Below are 15,181 nucleotides of genomic sequence, written 5' to 3' on the forward strand. Positions count from 1 at the left end.
GGGTAAGCGAAGCGCCACCCGACAATATACTTACTCCCCGCGATACACACAGCCCGCCGTGCAGGTCTCTTTGATTGTCACCGCACTCAGCAGTGGCACAAGCGGCTTCATCTCATCCCAGATCCACTTCGCCAGCACTTCGCTGGTCGGGTTCTCCAGGCCGGGAATATCGTTCAGATAGTAGTGATCCAGCCGGTCATAGGTCGGCTTAAACGCGGCCTTCAGCTCGGAGAAGTCCATGATCCAACCCGTATGGGGATCGACCTCACCGGTAATTTCCAGGCGCACCATAAACGAGTGTCCATGCAGGCGACCGCATTTATGGCCTTCAGGCACGTGCGGCAGACGGTGAGCGGCTTCGAAGATGAAATCTTTAAATAACGTGGTAGACATGATGAATTCTCAGACAGGCAAAAACCGCCGCATACTACCGGAATTGACCTTTTTTGGCATTAACTAAAACAGGCAAAAGCGGTAAAGCATGAAATGGTGTAAGGAATTTTAAATCTTATTCTTTTAAATCAACAAATTAATCAACCTGTTTTACTGTTAATAACTATGACTAAAAGCGGTTAGCGTTTTTAGTTATTTGTTATTTCCAACCCTTCTTTAATTGTTATTATTCACGCCGTTAACCTTACACTCTGTTCTGTTTTTACGCTTTTTTAATAGCTTTGCTTACTGGAACATAACGACGCATGACGACACAGGCCCCACCTTCCGCTTTGCTTCCGCTGAACCCGGAGCAGCTGGCGCGCCTTCAGGCAGCCACCACCGATTTAACACCCACCCAGCTTGCCTGGGTTTCCGGCTACTTTTGGGGCGTGCTTAACCAGCAGCCTGGCGCCGCAGCACTGGCCGCAGCACCAGCTCCGGCGGTAGAGACGCCGACGATCACGCTGCTTAGCGCGTCGCAGACCGGTAACGCCCGTCGCGTGGCGGAAGCGCTGCGTGACGACCTGCTGGCGGCGAAGCTTAACGTCAACCTGGTCAACGCTGGCGACTATAAATTCAAACAAATTGCCAACGAAAAGCTGCTGGTTGTGGTTGCTTCGACCCAGGGTGAAGGAGAGCCACCGGAAGAGGCGGTCGCCCTGCATAAGTTCCTGTTCTCGAAAAAAGCGCCGAAGCTTAATGGTACAGCCTTTGCCGTGTTCGGCCTGGGCGATACTTCCTACGAATTCTTCTGCCAGTGCGGTAAAGACTTTGACAGCAAGCTGGCGGAGCTGGGTGCAGAGCGCCTGCTGGATCGCGTGGATGCCGACGTTGAGTACCAGGCGGCGGCCAGCGAATGGCGGGCCCGCATCGTTGATATTCTGAAGACCCGCGTGCCGACCGAAAGCCCGGCTCAGGCGGCCGTGACCGCTACCGGTGCGGTCAATGAGGTCTTCTCCAGCCCCTATACTAAAGAGGAGCCGCTGGTAGCGACGCTCGCCGTGAACCAGAAGATCACTGGCCGCGATTCCGAGAAAGACGTGCGCCATATCGAGATCGATCTGGGTGACTCTGGCCTGCGCTATCAGCCGGGTGACGCCTTGGGTGTCTGGTACCAGAACGATCCGGCGCTGGTGCGCGAGCTGGTTGAGCTGCTGTGGCTGAAAGGCGACGAGCCGGTCACCGTGGATGGCAAAACGCTTCCGCTCTCCGAGGCGCTGGAGTGGCACTTTGAGCTGACGGTCAACACTGCCAGCATCGTTGAGAACTACGCCAGGCTGAGCCGCAGTGAAACCCTGCTGCCGATGGTGGGCGATAAGGCCCGACTCCAGCACTACGCTGCGACGACGCCGATCGTTGACATGGTGCGCTTCTCTGCCGCCCAGCTGGATGCTGAGGCGCTGATTGGCCTGCTGCGTCCGCTGACGCCGCGCCTCTACTCCATTGCCTCATCCCAGGCGGAAGTGGAGAGCGAAGTGCACGTCACCGTCGGTGTGGTGCGCTATGACGTTGAAGGTCGCGCCCGTACTGGCGGCGCATCTGGCTTCCTCGCCGATCGCGTGGAAGAGGACGGTGAGATCCGCGTGTTTATTGAGCACAACGATAACTTCCGTCTGCCTGCTAACCCGGAGACGCCGGTGATCATGATCGGCCCAGGCACCGGCATCGCACCGTTCCGCGCCTTTATGCAGCAGCGTGCGGCGGACGACGCGCCGGGTAAAAACTGGCTGTTCTTTGGTAACCCGCACTTTACCGACGATTTCCTGTACCAGGTGGAGTGGCAGCGCTACGTCAAAGAGGGCGTGCTGAACCGCATCGATCTGGCCTGGTCCCGTGACCAGAAAGAGAAAGTATACGTACAAGATAAACTGCGCGAACAGGGCGCAGAGCTGTGGCGCTGGATCAACGAAGGCGCGCACATTTATGTCTGCGGCGACGCGACGCGTATGGCGCGCGACGTTGAGCAGGCGTTACTGGAAGTGATTGCCGAGTTCGGTGGCATGGATACCGAAACGGCTGACGAATATTTAAGTGAGCTGCGCGTAGAGCGCCGTTATCAGCGAGATGTCTACTAATGAGCGATAAACACCCAGGTCCGCTGGTGGTCGAAGGTAAACTGACCGACGCCGAGCGTATGAAACGTGAGAGCAACTACCTGCGCGGTACCATTGCTGAAGATCTGAATGACGGGCTTACCGGCGGTTTTAAAGGTGACAACTTTCTGCTGATCCGCTTCCACGGTATGTATCAGCAGGATGACCGTGATATTCGTGCCGAACGTGCCGAGCAGAAGCTGGAGCCGCGTCATGCCATGATGCTGCGCTGCCGTCTGCCGGGTGGGATCATCACCCCGACGCAGTGGCAGGCCATCGACAAGTTCGCCGAAGAGAAGACTATTTACGGCAGCATTCGTCTGACCAACCGTCAGACCTTCCAGTATCACGGTATTCTGAAGAAGAACGTCAAGCCCGCTCACCAGATGCTGCATGAAGTGGGTCTGGACGCGCTGGCGACCGCCAACGACATGAACCGTAACGTGCTCTGTACCTCTAACCCGATTGAGTCGGAGCTGCACGCGGAGGCCTACGAGTGGGCGAAGAAGCTCTCCGAGCACCTGCTGCCGCGTACCCGCGCCTATGCTGAGATTTGGCATGACGCCGAGAAGGTGGCAACTACCGATGAAGAGCCGATCCTCGGGCAGACCTATCTGCCGCGTAAGTTCAAAACCACGGTAGTGATCCCGCCGCAGAACGACGTCGATCTGCACGCCAACGACATGAACTTTATCGCCATCGCCGAGAACGGCAAGCTGATCGGCTTTAACCTGCTGGTGGGCGGTGGTCTCTCTATCGAGCACGGTAACAAGAAAACCTACGCCCGCACCGCGAGCGAGTTTGGCTTCCTGCCGCTGGAGCACACCCTTGCGGTAGCAGAAGCGGTAGTGACGACCCAGCGCGACTGGGGCAACCGTACCGATCGTAAAAACGCCAAGACCAAATACACCCTGGAGCGCGTAGGCGTTGAGACCTTTAAAGCGGAAGTTGAACGCCGGGCAGGCATGAAGTTCGAGCCGGTTCGTCCGTACGAGTTCACTGGCCGTGGAGATCGCATCGGCTGGGTGAAAGGCATTGATAACAAGTGGCATCTGACGCTGTTTATCGAAAACGGTCGGATCCTTGATTATCCGGATCGTCCGCTGAAGACCGGCCTGCTGGAGATCGCAAAGATCCACAAGGGTGATTTCCGCCTGACCGCTAACCAGAACCTGATCGTTGCGGGCGTGCCGGAGAGCCAGAAGGCGAAGATTGAGAAGCTGGCTCGTTCCCACGGCCTGATGGATGCGGTGAAACCGCAGCGTGAGAACTCTATGGCCTGCGTTGCCTTCCCGACCTGTCCGCTGGCGATGGCGGAAGCGGAGCGTTTCCTGCCGAGCTTTGTTGATAAAGTTGAAGCGATCATGGAGAAACACGGCGTCGGCGACGATCATATTGTGATGCGCGTGACCGGCTGTCCGAACGGCTGTGGCCGTGCGCTGCTGGCGGAGCTAGGCCTCGTAGGTAAAGCGCCGGGGCGTTACAACCTGCACCTTGGCGGCAACCGTATGGGCACACGCATTCCGCGCATGTACCGTGAGAACATCACCGAGTCAGAGATCCTCGACTCTATCGACGTTCTGGTAGGCCGCTGGTCGAAAGAGCGCGAAGCGGGCGAAGGCTTCGGCGACTTCACCATTCGTACGGGGATCATCCGTCCGGTGCTGGATCCGGCGCGGGATTTCTGGGAGTAACGTCGTCATGCCCGGTGGCGCTTTGCTTACCGGGCCTACAAAACCGTAGGCCGGGCAAACGCAGTGCCGCCCGGCATAAGCGAGGGGTATATGTCCAGACTCGATCTTAATGTTTTAAACGAACTGCCAAAAGTCGAACGCATACTGGCGCTAGCGGAGACCAACGGTCAGCTGGAAAAACTGAGCGCGGAAGAGCGCGTCGTCTGGGCGTTAGAAAACCTGCCCGGTGAGTATGTGCTCTCCTCAAGCTTTGGCATCCAGGCGGCGGTGAGTCTGCATCTGGTGAACCAGATCAGCCCGGATATCCCGGTGATCCTAACCGATACTGGCTACCTGTTCCCGGAGACCTACCAGTTCATTGATGAGCTGGCAGATAAGCTCAAGCTGAACCTGAAGATCTACCGTGCGGAGCAGAGCCCGGCGTGGCAGGAAGCGCGCTACGGCAAGCTGTGGGAGCAGGGCGTGGAAGGCATTGAGAAGTACAATGAGATCAATAAGGTTGAGCCGATGAACCGCGCCCTGAAAGAGCTGAAGGCGCAGACCTGGTTTGCTGGCCTGCGTCGTGAGCAGTCAGGCAGCCGCGCTACGCTGCCGGTGCTGGCGGTTCAGCGCGGCGTGTTTAAGGTGCTGCCGATCATCGACTGGGACAACCGTACCGTTTACCAGTATCTGCAGAAGCACGGTCTGAAGTACCATCCGCTGTGGGATCAGGGCTACCTCTCGGTGGGCGATACGCACACTACCCGCAAATGGGAGCCGGGCATGGCGGAAGAAGAGACCCGTTTCTTCGGTCTCAAGCGTGAATGCGGACTGCACGAGGGGTGATATAACGCTCCGGACGAAAAATGCTGACTTTTGAGTCGGCATTTTTTTGGTTTATTTCTGTTAGTTTTACCCGAGAATCGGCACGCTTCATTACTTGCGATCGGGCCTTAAGCGGCTGTCGAATTGAAACGGAATGGCTTCTGAATTTCGAGTGATTTCGAAGAAACCGGGGTGCTCAGGGTTCAGCAGATAGTTATACTCCACCGGTGATAAAGCGCTGGGCACGCGCAGGGCGATTGATGCCTTAGAAAAGCACCAGGCGTCACCATACTCGGCCAGTTCCGGTGGGGCCTCTTCATCAGCCCAGTTACCTGGTATTTCTTGTATATTGGCCTTTTGAATCTGGTCATCAGGCACATCAATACTCAACAGCGTGAAATAATCCATAATCTGTGCCGCTCGCAGATGCACCAGCGTTTCAAGCATGGTTAACGATGCAGTTTCCGAGACATAGACCATCGACGTGCCGACGCTATTCCAGCGGCCCCCGGCCTCTTTTGCTCCATATCCCGTCCAGGCTGTAGAAAGATACTTTGTCTTTGTCAGCCTGTAGAGGATCAAGAGTAAACCCCATGCTCCAGGCGAGTGATTAGCTTCATCACTTCATAAGCGCCGGTTTCGGATGCCATCAGGTCTGCTGGCACTTTCCAGCCCAGAGCCCGGTTAGGCTCATTTAACCATTTTTGCGCCTCATCCTTATCACCTTCGAACAGCTCTACTGCACGATCAAGGACACGAATGATGCGCACCAGCCGCTCACTTTGGTCGGCACTGAAGCGCGCTTTCAGACTGCGGCTGAATGTGGTTGATGGGATACCTGACATTTTGCGCAGGTCGTTTTGCGTTATCTTTGCCCAGTCAACGATCAGGCTAGCAACTTTGCCATCAAGGCCTTCGTTAATCTGCCCCAGCAACGCTACCCCATCAGCATTGTTTAACCCGGCCACCTGCCATAAACGGGGTGGCTTGGTCTGAGTCGTGGATACGCTAAACGTTTTCATGATTAACCTCCATTTGGTAATTTAATTATATCCAAATGGTATCTTTTGGGCAAATATTAACCGTTGGAATGATAAAAAGCGTTTTTGATGATGACGCTGGCGAAACGTATATGGCGGCAATCGGCACTTTTAATCGCGAGACTCGATAAGCACCCCGAAATTTTTGAAGAGCTAAAGCAAGCTTAATCTACTCCGACTAACTACAGCACTCATCGCCGGGCGGCGCTGCGCTTGCCCGGCCTACTAAACTCAACCTATGCGCTATGTACTCTTCTCCGCCTTCGCCAGCTCCTTAAGCAGCGGCAGCATTATACGCATCACGTCGCGGCTACGGCGCTCGATGCGGCCGGGCAGGGCGCTGTCGATGAACTGCTGGTTATCCAGGCGCACGTTATGCCAGCTTGTGCCGTCGGGAAACGCTTTGGTTTTTGCCCGCTGCTGGTAGCCATCTTTCTTCCCCAGTGACCAGTTAGTGGCCTCGACGGAGAGTACCGGGATACCCGCGCGATCGAACACTTCGCTGTCGTGGCAGCAGTCGGTGCCTTTCGGATAATCCGGATTCAGGCCCGGATTGGTGGTGGCGGTAATGCCGTGCTGGCGGGCGATAGCTAAGGCCCGATCCCGGGTTAGCTTGCGCACCGCGGCAGGCGTGCTCTTGCCGCTGTTGAAGTAGAGCTTATCGCCGACGATCAGGTTATCGAGGTTGATCACCAGCAGAGTATTTTTCTTCTCGGCGTCGCTCATGCGCTGCAGCAGATTTTCCGCGCCCAGCCGCCCCTCTTCCTCGCCGCTGGTGGCGATAAAGCGAATGCCGTACTGGGTCTGGGTATGCTTCATCTGGTCCGCCAGCTCCAGCATCACCCCCAGTCCGGCGGCGTTATCGTCGAGCCCCTGTAATGTCAGGCCGCCAAGGTTGTTATCACTATCGGCGTCGCTGCGCGGCGCGTAGGTATCAAGGTGCGCCATCACGATGATCTGCTGGGCCAGTTTGCCTTCATGGGCGGCGATAACCGTACTGCCGGTCACGTTGTGCCAGTTCTGGTTCTTATTGCGTGAGGTATAGATGTAGCGGCTGTTGAACTTGCGGATGTCGCTCTGGTAGCCCATCTGTTCAAATTGCTGGCGCAGATAGTCGGCTGAGAGCATCTCCGCAGGCGTGCCGGTCATGCGGCCCGGAAAATAGGTAGCAATATGGCGGGCCTGCTCGCTGGCCATCTCGCCGGGCTGGCTGGCTTTTGCCTGCGCCGGCACGGTAAAGCACACACCGAGCGCCAGAGCGATAGCGAGGTGGCGCAATGCGGAAAACATAGTGAGTCCTTAAAAATGAAGCAAAATTTTTGACGTCCTTAGTATGAAACTGTGATCGCAGTTACACAATTTCAATTACGCTTAAACGCCCGTATTTTCTCGCGTTAAGCACTTTTTGATATTTGCTTTTGCTCAACGTTATTCCATTGAGTAACTACTCATTCCAATTCGTAATTTCATTCGTTCTTAGACGCCCCCTATAGTCCCTCTATCCCTTGTTTTAAGCGACACATGCGACAGATAACAGACGCACAGGACAGATCGTCTTGTGCGGTCAATTTCCCCTTAAGGAACGGTTATGGATCAAAAACGACTCACCCACCTGCGACAACTGGAGGCGGAAAGCATCCATATTATTCGCGAGGTGGCGGCTGAATTCTCCAATCCGGTGATGATGTACTCCATCGGTAAAGACTCCAGCGTTATGCTGCACCTGGCACGCAAGGCCTTCTATCCAGGTACGCTGCCTTTTCCACTGCTGCATGTCGACACTGGCTGGAAATTCCGTGAGATGTATGAGTTCCGTGACCGTACCGCCAAAGCCTACGGCTGCGAACTGCTGGTGCATAAAAACCCGGAAGGGGTGGCGATGGGGATCAACCCGTTCGTGCACGGCAGCGCCAAGCATACCGATATCATGAAGACAGAAGGGCTGAAGCAGGCGCTGAATAAGTACGGTTTTGACGCGGCCTTCGGCGGTGCGCGCCGCGACGAGGAGAAATCCCGCGCGAAAGAGCGTATCTACTCCTTCCGCGACCGCTTCCACCGCTGGGATCCGAAAAACCAGCGCCCGGAGCTGTGGCACAACTACAACGGCCAGATCAACAAAGGCGAGAGCATCCGTGTCTTCCCGCTGTCCAACTGGACCGAACTGGATATCTGGCAGTACATCTATCTGGAAAATATCGAAATCGTTCCGCTCTACCTGGCGGCTGAACGTCCGGTGCTTGAACGTGACGGCATGCTGATGATGATCGATGACGATCGCATCGACCTGCAGCCGGGCGAAGAGATCAAACAGCGCATGGTGCGCTTCCGTACCCTCGGCTGCTGGCCGCTGACTGGCGCGGTAGAGTCTGATGCCCAGACGCTGCCGGAGATCATCGAAGAGATGCTGGTCTCCACCACCAGTGAACGCCAGGGGCGCGTCATCGACCGGGACCAGGCCGGCTCGATGGAGCTGAAAAAACGCCAGGGATACTTCTAAGGAGCCGCCATGAATACCACTATTGCCCAACAAATTGCTAATGAAGGCGGCGTCGAAGCGTACCTGCACGCCCAGCAGCACAAGAGTCTGCTGCGCTTTCTGACCTGCGGCAGCGTCGATGACGGTAAAAGTACCCTGATTGGCCGTCTGCTGCACGACACACGCCAGATTTATGAAGATCAGCTCTCCACGCTGCACAACGACAGCAAGCGCCACGGTACCCAGGGCGAAAAGCTCGACCTCGCACTGCTGGTGGATGGTCTGCAGGCCGAGCGTGAGCAGGGCATCACTATTGACGTGGCCTACCGCTACTTCTCTACCGAAAAGCGTAAGTTCATTATCGCCGATACCCCCGGGCATGAGCAGTACACCCGTAACATGGCCACCGGCGCCTCGACCTGCGATCTGGCAATCCTGCTGATCGACGCGCGTAAAGGCGTGCTGGATCAGACCCGTCGCCACAGCTTTATCTCCACCCTGCTGGGCATTAAGCACCTGGTGGTGGCGGTGAACAAAATGGACCTGGTGGAGTTCAGCGAAGAGACCTTTGAAACGATCCGCCAGCAATACCTGACCTTTGCCGAGCAGTTGCCGGGCAACCTCGATATCCGCTTTGTGCCGCTGTCGGCGCTGGAGGGCGATAACGTTGCCAGCCAGAGCGCAAGCATGCCGTGGTACAGCGGCCCGACGCTGCTGGAAGTGCTGGAGAGCGTGGAGATCCACCGCGTAGTGGATACCCAGCCGATGCGCTTCCCGGTGCAGTATGTTAACCGTCCGAACCTCGATTTCCGCGGCTTCTCCGGTACCGTTGCTTCTGGCAGCGTCAAGGTAGGCCAGCGCGTTAAAGTACTGCCGTCGGGCGTAGAGTCTACGGTGGCACGCATTGTGACGTTCGATGGCGATCTGCCGGAAGCGGGCGCGGGCGAAGCGGTGACCCTGGTGCTGAAGGATGAGATCGATATCAGCCGGGGCGATCTGCTGCTGGATGCGCAGGAGAGCCTGCCAGCCGTACAGAGCGCGGCGGTAGATGTGGTATGGATGGCCGAGCAGCCGCTGACCCCAGGCCAGAGCTACGACATCAAAATCGCGGGCAAGAAGACCCGGGCGCGCGTGGACGGCATTCAGTACCAGGTGGATATCAACAACCTGACCCAGCGCAGCGTCGATGCGCTGCCGCTTAACGGTATCGGCCTGGTTGACCTGACCTTTGACGAGCCGCTGGTGCTGGATAAGTACCAGGATAACCCGGTTACCGGGGGGATGATCTTTATCGACCGCCTGAGCAACGTCACCGTTGGTGCAGGCATGGTCAATCAGCCGAACACTGACGCGGTGGCCGCGCCGTCTGAGTTCAGCGCTTTCGAGCTGGAGCTGAACGCGCTGGTGCGTAAGCACTTCCCACACTGGGGCGCACGCGATCTGCTGGGAGGCAAATAATGGCGGATCATGACGAGAACGTCGTCTGGCACGCCCATCCCGTTACCGCGCAGCAGCGGGAGCAACTCCACGGTCACCGTGGGGTTGTGCTGTGGTTTACCGGGCTATCCGGCTCGGGTAAATCCACGGTGGCCGGGGCGCTGGAGGAGGCGCTGCACCGCCTGGGCGTCAGCACCTATCTACTCGACGGTGACAACGTACGCCACGGCCTGTGCAGCGATCTGGGCTTCAGCGACGACGATCGCAAGGAGAACATTCGCCGCGTGGGTGAAGTATCCCGGCTAATGGTGGATGCAGGACTGGTTGTGCTGACAGCTTTCATCTCTCCGCACCGGGCCGAACGGCAGATGGTGCGCGAGCGCGTAGGCGAGGGGCGTTTTTACGAGGTCTTTGTCGATACCTCCCTGGCTACCTGCGAAGCGCGAGATCCGAAAGGGCTCTATAAAAAGGCGCGCGCCGGTGAGCTGCGTCATTTTACCGGGATCGATTCCGTTTATGAGGCGCCTGAGTTACCCGAGGTACGTCTGGACGGCGAACAATTAGTAACAAATTTAGTGGCTCAATTATTAGATCTACTGAAACGGGACGATATTATCAGATCCTGAGACAACGCCGGGTTTTGCACCCGGCAAGTCAGGTCACAGGATCCACTATGCGCAATAGCCAGAATATTACTATCACCCCATCTGAAACCGGCGTTGCCAACGAAGAGACGACCTGGTCACTGCCAGGCGCCGTCGTTGGCTTTGCCTCATGGCTGCTGGCGCTAAGCCTACCGTTCCTGCTGTACGGCTCTAACACCCTCTTTTTCTTTCTCTATACATGGCCGTTTTTTCTGGCACTGATGCCCGTTGCGGTTGTGGTCGGTGTGGCCATCCACTCCTTGCTCAACGGCAGGCTAGTCTATAGCAGCCTGGTAACGGCGCTGGCCAGCGTCGCTATGTTCAGCATGCTATTTATGTGGCTGATGGGTTAAAGCACGCCATAATTCAAACCGTAACGCTTTTTAAGACGATGTTTCCAGGCTGGACAGTGCCTGGAGCGGATGAGGTATGGTACATTTGGCAGCGTCGTTACGGTATCGGCTTAGAGTGGAGTCCTGACGTAAGTTATGGGATGATGATGCCGTTTTACAGGGGGCAGGATGGGTAAATTAACGCTGCTGTTGCTGGCTTTGCTGGTCTGGCTACAGTATTCATTGTGGTTTGGCAAGAATGGCCTCCACGACTTCAGCCGCGTCAGCGATGATGTCACAGTACAGCAGGCAACAAACGCTAAGCTAAAAGCGCGCAACGATCAGCTTTTTGCCGAGATTGACGATCTTAATGGCGGTCAGGAAGCGATTGAAGAGCGTGCACGTAACGAACTCAGTATGACCAAGCCGGGCGAAACCTTTTATCGTCTGGTTCCGGATGCGTCCAAGCGCAGCCCAGGGTCACCACAAAACAGTCGATAACAGGCCCAGGTTTTCTTACATGGCAGCAATAGTTCCGGCCATCTGCGCCGTCGTACCGGCCGCCGGATTTGGCCGCCGTATGCAAACGGAATGCCCTAAACAGTATCTTTCGATTGGCAATAAAACCATCCTTGAACATGCGGTTGCGGCGCTGCTGGCAAATCCGCGTGTTGAGCGGGTGATTATTGCCGTTAGCCCAGGCGATGAGCGCTTCGCCGGACTGCCGCTGGCGTATCACCCCCAGATTACCGTGGTTGACGGCGGCGCAGAGCGCGCCGATTCGGTGCTGGCCGGCCTGCACGCTGCCGGGGATGCCGAGTGGGTGCTGGTGCACGATGCGGCTCGTCCCTGCCTGCATCAGGACGATCTCTCCCGTCTGCTCTCTCTTTGTGAAACCAGCCGTACGGGTGGCATTCTGGCCGCCCCGGTGCGCGATACGATGAAGCGCGCCGAGCCAGGCAAGGGCGCCATTGCCCATACCGTGGATCGTAACGATCTCTGGCACGCGCTGACCCCCCAGTTTTTCCCACTGCCGCTGCTTAAGATGTGCCTGACGCGGGCGCTTAACGACGGGGCGACTATCACCGACGAAGCCTCGGCGCTGGAGCACTGCGGCTACCATCCCGAGCTGGTTGCCGGCCGCGCTGATAATATTAAAGTGACGCGGCCTGAAGACCTGGCGCTGGCAGAGTTTTATCTTACCCGTAACGCCTCTATGGAGAACAAATAATGCGTATTGGACACGGCTTTGACGTACACGCTTTTGGCGGCGAAGGCCCGATTATCATCGGCGGCGTACGTATTCCCTATGAGAAGGGCCTGCTGGCGCACTCCGATGGCGACGTAGCCCTGCATGCCTTAACCGACGCGCTGTTGGGCGCGGCGGCGCTGGGTGATATCGGCAAGCTCTTTCCGGATACCGATCCGGCGTTTAAAGGCGCTGACAGCCGCGAGCTGCTGCGCGAGGCCTGGCGTCGTATTCAGGCGAAAGGCTACACCCTTGGCAACGTGGACGTGACCATTATCGCCCAGGCACCGAAAATGCTGCCGCATATCCCGCAGATGCGTATCTTCATTGCAGAGGATCTCGGCTGCCACATGGACGACGTTAACGTTAAGGCCACCACGACCGAGAAGCTGGGCTTTACCGGGCGCGGGGAAGGTATCGCCTGCGAAGCCGTGGCGCTGTTAGTCAAGGCGGCTAAATGACCGAGTTTGACGCACTGACGTACCTGCACGGCAAACCGCTGGGCAGCGGCCTGCTGAAGGCCAACCCGGAAGATTTCGTCGTGGTAGAAGATTTAGGCTTCGCCCCTGACGGCGAGGGCGAGCATATTCTGGTGCGGGTGCTGAAGACCAACTGCAATACCCGCTTTGTCGCCGACGCGCTGGCAAAATTCCTCAAGATCTCTGCCCGGGAGGTCAGCTTCGCCGGGCAGAAAGACAGGCATGCAGTGACCGAGCAGTGGCTCTGCGCCCGCGTGCCGGGCAAAGAGATGCCGGATCTCAGCGCGTTTCAGCTGGAAGGCTGCAAGGTGCTGGAGTACGCGCGGCACAAACGCAAGCTACGGCTGGGGGCGCTGAAGGGCAACCAGTTTACGCTGGTGCTGCGCGAGGTGAGCGACCGTGCCGACGTCGACGCGCGTCTTACGGCAATCGCAGAGCAGGGCGTACCGAACTACTTCGGCGCGCAGCGCTTTGGTATCGGCGGCAGCAACCTGCACGGCGCGCTGCGCTGGGCGCAGAGCGATGCGCCGGTGCGCGATCGCAATAAACGCAGTTTTTGGTTGTCGGCAGCCCGCAGCGCGTTGTTTAATCAGATCGTCAGCGAGCGCCTGAAAAAAGCGGACTTTAATCAAGTTGTTGACGGCGATGCGCTACAATTAGCGGGGCGCGGAAGCTGGTTCGTGGCTACGCCGGAAGAGCTGGCGGCGCTGCAGGCACGCGTCGATGACAAAGCGCTGCTGATTACCGCTGCGCTGCCGGGTACCGGCGAGTGGGGAACCCAGCGCGAGGCGCTGGCGCGTGAAGAAGCGGCTATTAGCGATTCACCGCTGTTGCAGTCTCTGCTGGTGCGTGAAAAGGTTGAGGCCTCGCGCCGGGCCGCGCTGCTCTATCCGCAGCAGCTGAGCTGGAACTGGTGGGATGATGTCACTGTCGAACTGCGCTTCTGGCTACCGGCCGGAAGCTTTGCCACCAGCGTTGTAAGGGAACTTATCAATACATCGGGTGATTATGCGAATATTGCTGAGTAACGATGACGGGATCCATGCGCCGGGTATTCAGACTCTGGCCCATGCTTTACGGGAATTTGCCTATGTGCAGGTTGTCGCGCCCGATCGTAACCGCAGCGGAGCCTCTAACTCCCTGACGCTGGAATCGTCACTTCGTACCTTTACCTTCGAGAACGGCGATATCGCCGTGCAGATGGGGACGCCTACCGACTGCGTCTTTCTGGGCGTTAATGCGCTGATGCGCCCGCGTCCGGACGTCGTGGTGGCCGGGATCAACGCCGGGCCGAACCTTGGCGACGATGTGATCTACTCCGGGACGGTAGCCGCGGCAATGGAAGGGCGTCACCTTGGTTTTCCGGCGCTGGCGGTCTCGCTTAACGGCTACACGCACTACGACACCGCCGCCGCCGTGACCTGTGCGATTCTCCGCGCCCTGAGCCGGGAGCCGCTGCGCACCGGCCGCATTCTGAATATTAACGTGCCCGATCTGCCCCTTGATGAGATCAAAGGCATCCGCGTGACCCGCTGCGGCAGCCGCCATCCGGCGGATAAGGTGATCCCGCAGGAGGATCCGCGCGGCAATACGCTCTACTGGATTGGTCCGCCGGGTGAAAAGCACGATGCCGGACCGGATACCGATTTTGCCGCCGTGGATGAAGGCTACGTCTCGGTGACACCGCTGCATGTGGATCTCACCGCACACAGTGCGCACGATGTTGTTTCGGACTGGTTAAGCCGTGCCGGAGTGAACACGCAATGGTAAGCAGACGCGTACAAGCCCTTCTCGATCAGTTACGCAGCCAGGGCATTAAAGATGAACATGTCCTGGAGGCCATCGCACGGGTTCCCCGTGAGAAATTTATTGATGAAGCGTTTGAACACAAAGCGTGGGAGAACGTGGCGCTGCCTATCGGCCAGGGGCAGACCATTTCGCAGCCCTATATGGTGGCGCGGATGACCGAACTGCTGGCGCTGACACCGGACTCCAGAGTGCTGGAGATCGGCACCGGTTCCGGCTACCAGACCGCGATTCTGGCGCATCTGGTGCGCCATGTCTGCTCCGTTGAGCGGATCAAGAGTCTGCAGTGGCAGGCGCGTCGCCGCCTGAAGCAGCTCGACCTGCATAATGTTTCAACGCGTCATGGCGATGGCTGGCAGGGGTGGCAGGCACGCGCCCCGTTTGATGCCATCATCGTGACCGCCGCGCCGCCGGAGATCCCCGCCGCGCTTTTGGCGCAGCTGGATAACGGCGGCATTCTCGTTTTACCCGTGGGCGATGAGCACCAGCAGTTGAAGTGCATCCATCGACGGGGAAGCGAATTTATCATCGAAACCGTAGAAGACGTACGTTTTGTCCCGCTAGTGAAAGGGGAGCTGGCCTGAGACCCGGATTTTTCCTAAAGTTTTCAGCGAGTTTAAGCGTAAGGTGGGCGGCGTTATATATGACGCCACGGTTTTCAACACGCACAAGTAAATACATTTTTGGGGGAT

17 protein-coding genes are annotated in these 15,181 nt (G+C 57.5%); 13 read left to right on the top strand and 4 right to left on the bottom strand.

Annotated features, from left to right (window positions below; all coding sequences use genetic code 11):
- Positions 1 to 30: 30 nt before the first annotated feature.
- On the bottom strand, positions 31 to 393 hold the full coding sequence (gene queD / locus RTX96_RS16335) for a 6-carboxytetrahydropterin synthase QueD (protein ID WP_103818306.1): 363 nt from the start codon (positions 391 to 393) through the stop codon (positions 31 to 33).
- A gap of 305 nt (positions 394 to 698) precedes the next feature.
- On the opposite strand from queD, the gene cysJ reads away from it, so the two are divergent.
- From cysJ to cysH, 3 genes are all read left to right on the top strand, one after another.
- A complete protein-coding gene (gene cysJ, locus RTX96_RS16340; protein ID WP_312671563.1) occupies positions 699 to 2,510 on the top strand; it encodes an NADPH-dependent assimilatory sulfite reductase flavoprotein subunit in 1,812 nt (603 codons plus the stop codon).
- Complete coding sequence (cysI, locus tag RTX96_RS16345; protein WP_312671564.1) at positions 2,510 to 4,222, top strand: assimilatory sulfite reductase (NADPH) hemoprotein subunit; 1,713 nt, start codon at positions 2,510 to 2,512, stop codon at positions 4,220 to 4,222. The genes cysJ and cysI overlap by 1 nt, the downstream gene beginning before the upstream one ends.
- Before the next feature lie 90 nt (positions 4,223 to 4,312).
- The gene (gene cysH / locus RTX96_RS16350; RefSeq protein WP_103818303.1) at positions 4,313 to 5,047 is read left to right on the top strand and encodes a phosphoadenosine phosphosulfate reductase; all 735 of its coding nucleotides are present in this window, start codon (positions 4,313 to 4,315) and stop codon (positions 5,045 to 5,047) included.
- Between the two features lie 90 nt (positions 5,048 to 5,137).
- On the opposite strand, the gene RTX96_RS16355 is transcribed toward cysH, so the two are convergent.
- From RTX96_RS16355 to RTX96_RS16365, 3 genes are all read right to left on the bottom strand, one after another.
- Positions 5,138 to 5,608, bottom strand: a complete 471-nt coding sequence (locus RTX96_RS16355; protein WP_312671565.1) for an RES family NAD+ phosphorylase — start codon at positions 5,606 to 5,608, stop codon at positions 5,138 to 5,140.
- Positions 5,605 to 6,048, bottom strand: a complete 444-nt coding sequence (locus tag RTX96_RS16360; RefSeq protein ID WP_312671566.1) for an antitoxin Xre/MbcA/ParS toxin-binding domain-containing protein — start codon at positions 6,046 to 6,048, stop codon at positions 5,605 to 5,607. The genes RTX96_RS16355 and RTX96_RS16360 overlap by 4 nt, the downstream gene beginning before the upstream one ends.
- Positions 6,049 to 6,309: 261 nt before the next feature.
- On the bottom strand, positions 6,310 to 7,356 hold the full coding sequence (locus tag RTX96_RS16365; protein WP_312671567.1) for an aminopeptidase: 1,047 nt from the start codon (positions 7,354 to 7,356) through the stop codon (positions 6,310 to 6,312).
- A 298-nt stretch (positions 7,357 to 7,654) separates the two neighbouring features.
- On the opposite strand from RTX96_RS16365, the gene cysD reads away from it, so the two are divergent.
- From cysD to RTX96_RS16415, 10 genes are all read left to right on the top strand, one after another.
- Positions 7,655 to 8,563 carry a sulfate adenylyltransferase subunit CysD gene (gene cysD / locus RTX96_RS16370; RefSeq protein WP_042387833.1) on the top strand — a complete coding sequence of 303 codons (909 nt, stop codon included), beginning with the start codon at positions 7,655 to 7,657 and terminating at the stop codon, positions 8,561 to 8,563.
- 9 nt (positions 8,564 to 8,572) lie between these two features.
- Positions 8,573 to 10,000, top strand: coding sequence for a sulfate adenylyltransferase subunit CysN (cysN, locus tag RTX96_RS16375; protein ID WP_312671568.1), 1,428 nt, complete (start codon positions 8,573 to 8,575; stop codon positions 9,998 to 10,000).
- Positions 10,000 to 10,605: an adenylyl-sulfate kinase gene (gene cysC, locus RTX96_RS16380; RefSeq protein ID WP_103818270.1), complete on the top strand. Its 606-nt coding sequence runs from the start codon at positions 10,000 to 10,002 to the stop codon at positions 10,603 to 10,605. Before cysN ends, cysC begins: the two co-directional genes overlap by 1 nt.
- 47 nt (positions 10,606 to 10,652) lie before the next feature.
- Entirely contained in the window at positions 10,653 to 10,976 is a 324-nt protein-coding gene (locus RTX96_RS16385) for a DUF3561 family protein (protein ID WP_312671569.1), read from the top strand.
- Positions 10,977 to 11,144: 168 nt separating this feature from the next.
- Positions 11,145 to 11,456 carry a cell division protein FtsB gene (gene ftsB / locus RTX96_RS16390; protein ID WP_103818268.1) on the top strand — a complete coding sequence of 104 codons (312 nt, stop codon included), beginning with the start codon at positions 11,145 to 11,147 and terminating at the stop codon, positions 11,454 to 11,456.
- A gap of 19 nt (positions 11,457 to 11,475) precedes the next feature.
- Positions 11,476 to 12,186, top strand: coding sequence for a 2-C-methyl-D-erythritol 4-phosphate cytidylyltransferase (gene ispD, locus RTX96_RS16395; protein ID WP_312671570.1), 711 nt, complete (start codon positions 11,476 to 11,478; stop codon positions 12,184 to 12,186).
- A complete protein-coding gene (gene ispF / locus RTX96_RS16400) occupies positions 12,186 to 12,665 on the top strand; it encodes a 2-C-methyl-D-erythritol 2,4-cyclodiphosphate synthase (RefSeq protein ID WP_042387822.1) in 480 nt (159 codons plus the stop codon). The genes ispD and ispF overlap by 1 nt, the downstream gene beginning before the upstream one ends.
- Complete coding sequence (gene truD / locus RTX96_RS16405; RefSeq protein ID WP_103818266.1) at positions 12,662 to 13,711, top strand: tRNA pseudouridine(13) synthase TruD; 1,050 nt, start codon at positions 12,662 to 12,664, stop codon at positions 13,709 to 13,711. The genes ispF and truD overlap by 4 nt, the downstream gene beginning before the upstream one ends.
- Positions 13,692 to 14,453 carry a 5'/3'-nucleotidase SurE gene (gene surE, locus RTX96_RS16410; RefSeq protein WP_312671571.1) on the top strand — a complete coding sequence of 254 codons (762 nt, stop codon included), beginning with the start codon at positions 13,692 to 13,694 and terminating at the stop codon, positions 14,451 to 14,453. Before truD ends, surE begins: the two co-directional genes overlap by 20 nt.
- Positions 14,447 to 15,073 (top strand): protein-L-isoaspartate(D-aspartate) O-methyltransferase, encoded by a 627-nt coding sequence (locus RTX96_RS16415; RefSeq protein ID WP_103818264.1) that lies wholly within the window; start codon positions 14,447 to 14,449, stop codon positions 15,071 to 15,073. The genes surE and RTX96_RS16415 overlap by 7 nt, the downstream gene beginning before the upstream one ends.
- Positions 15,074 to 15,181 lie beyond the last annotated feature (108 nt).

The sequence above is a fragment of the Pseudescherichia sp. genome, from assembly GCF_032052675.1.
Lineage (GTDB): Bacteria > Pseudomonadota > Gammaproteobacteria > Enterobacterales > Enterobacteriaceae > Pseudescherichia.

Bases quoted from the DNA above. Each gene is read 5' to 3' on its own strand.
- RTX96_RS16415 (WP_103818264.1), top strand. From the start codon at position 14,447: ATGGTAAGCAGACGCGTACAAGCCCTTCTCGATCAGTTACGCAGCCAG.
- ispF (WP_042387822.1), top strand. From the start codon at position 12,186: ATGCGTATTGGACACGGCTTTGACGTACACGCTTTTGGCGGCGAAGGC.
- cysN (WP_312671568.1), top strand. From the start codon at position 8,573: ATGAATACCACTATTGCCCAACAAATTGCTAATGAAGGCGGCGTCGAA.
- queD (WP_103818306.1), bottom strand. From the start codon at position 393: ATGTCTACCACGTTATTTAAAGATTTCATCTTCGAAGCCGCTCACCGT.
- cysD (WP_042387833.1), top strand. From the start codon at position 7,655: ATGGATCAAAAACGACTCACCCACCTGCGACAACTGGAGGCGGAAAGC.
- surE (WP_312671571.1), top strand. From the start codon at position 13,692: ATGCGAATATTGCTGAGTAACGATGACGGGATCCATGCGCCGGGTATT.
- ispD (WP_312671570.1), top strand. From the start codon at position 11,476: ATGGCAGCAATAGTTCCGGCCATCTGCGCCGTCGTACCGGCCGCCGGA.
- RTX96_RS16385 (WP_312671569.1), top strand. From the start codon at position 10,653: ATGCGCAATAGCCAGAATATTACTATCACCCCATCTGAAACCGGCGTT.
- RTX96_RS16360 (WP_312671566.1), bottom strand. From the start codon at position 6,048: ATGAAAACGTTTAGCGTATCCACGACTCAGACCAAGCCACCCCGTTTA.
- RTX96_RS16365 (WP_312671567.1), bottom strand. From the start codon at position 7,356: ATGTTTTCCGCATTGCGCCACCTCGCTATCGCTCTGGCGCTCGGTGTG.
- truD (WP_103818266.1), top strand. From the start codon at position 12,662: ATGACCGAGTTTGACGCACTGACGTACCTGCACGGCAAACCGCTGGGC.
- cysJ (WP_312671563.1), top strand. From the start codon at position 699: ATGACGACACAGGCCCCACCTTCCGCTTTGCTTCCGCTGAACCCGGAG.
- cysI (WP_312671564.1), top strand. From the start codon at position 2,510: ATGAGCGATAAACACCCAGGTCCGCTGGTGGTCGAAGGTAAACTGACC.
- ftsB (WP_103818268.1), top strand. From the start codon at position 11,145: ATGGGTAAATTAACGCTGCTGTTGCTGGCTTTGCTGGTCTGGCTACAG.
- cysC (WP_103818270.1), top strand. From the start codon at position 10,000: ATGGCGGATCATGACGAGAACGTCGTCTGGCACGCCCATCCCGTTACC.
- cysH (WP_103818303.1), top strand. From the start codon at position 4,313: ATGTCCAGACTCGATCTTAATGTTTTAAACGAACTGCCAAAAGTCGAA.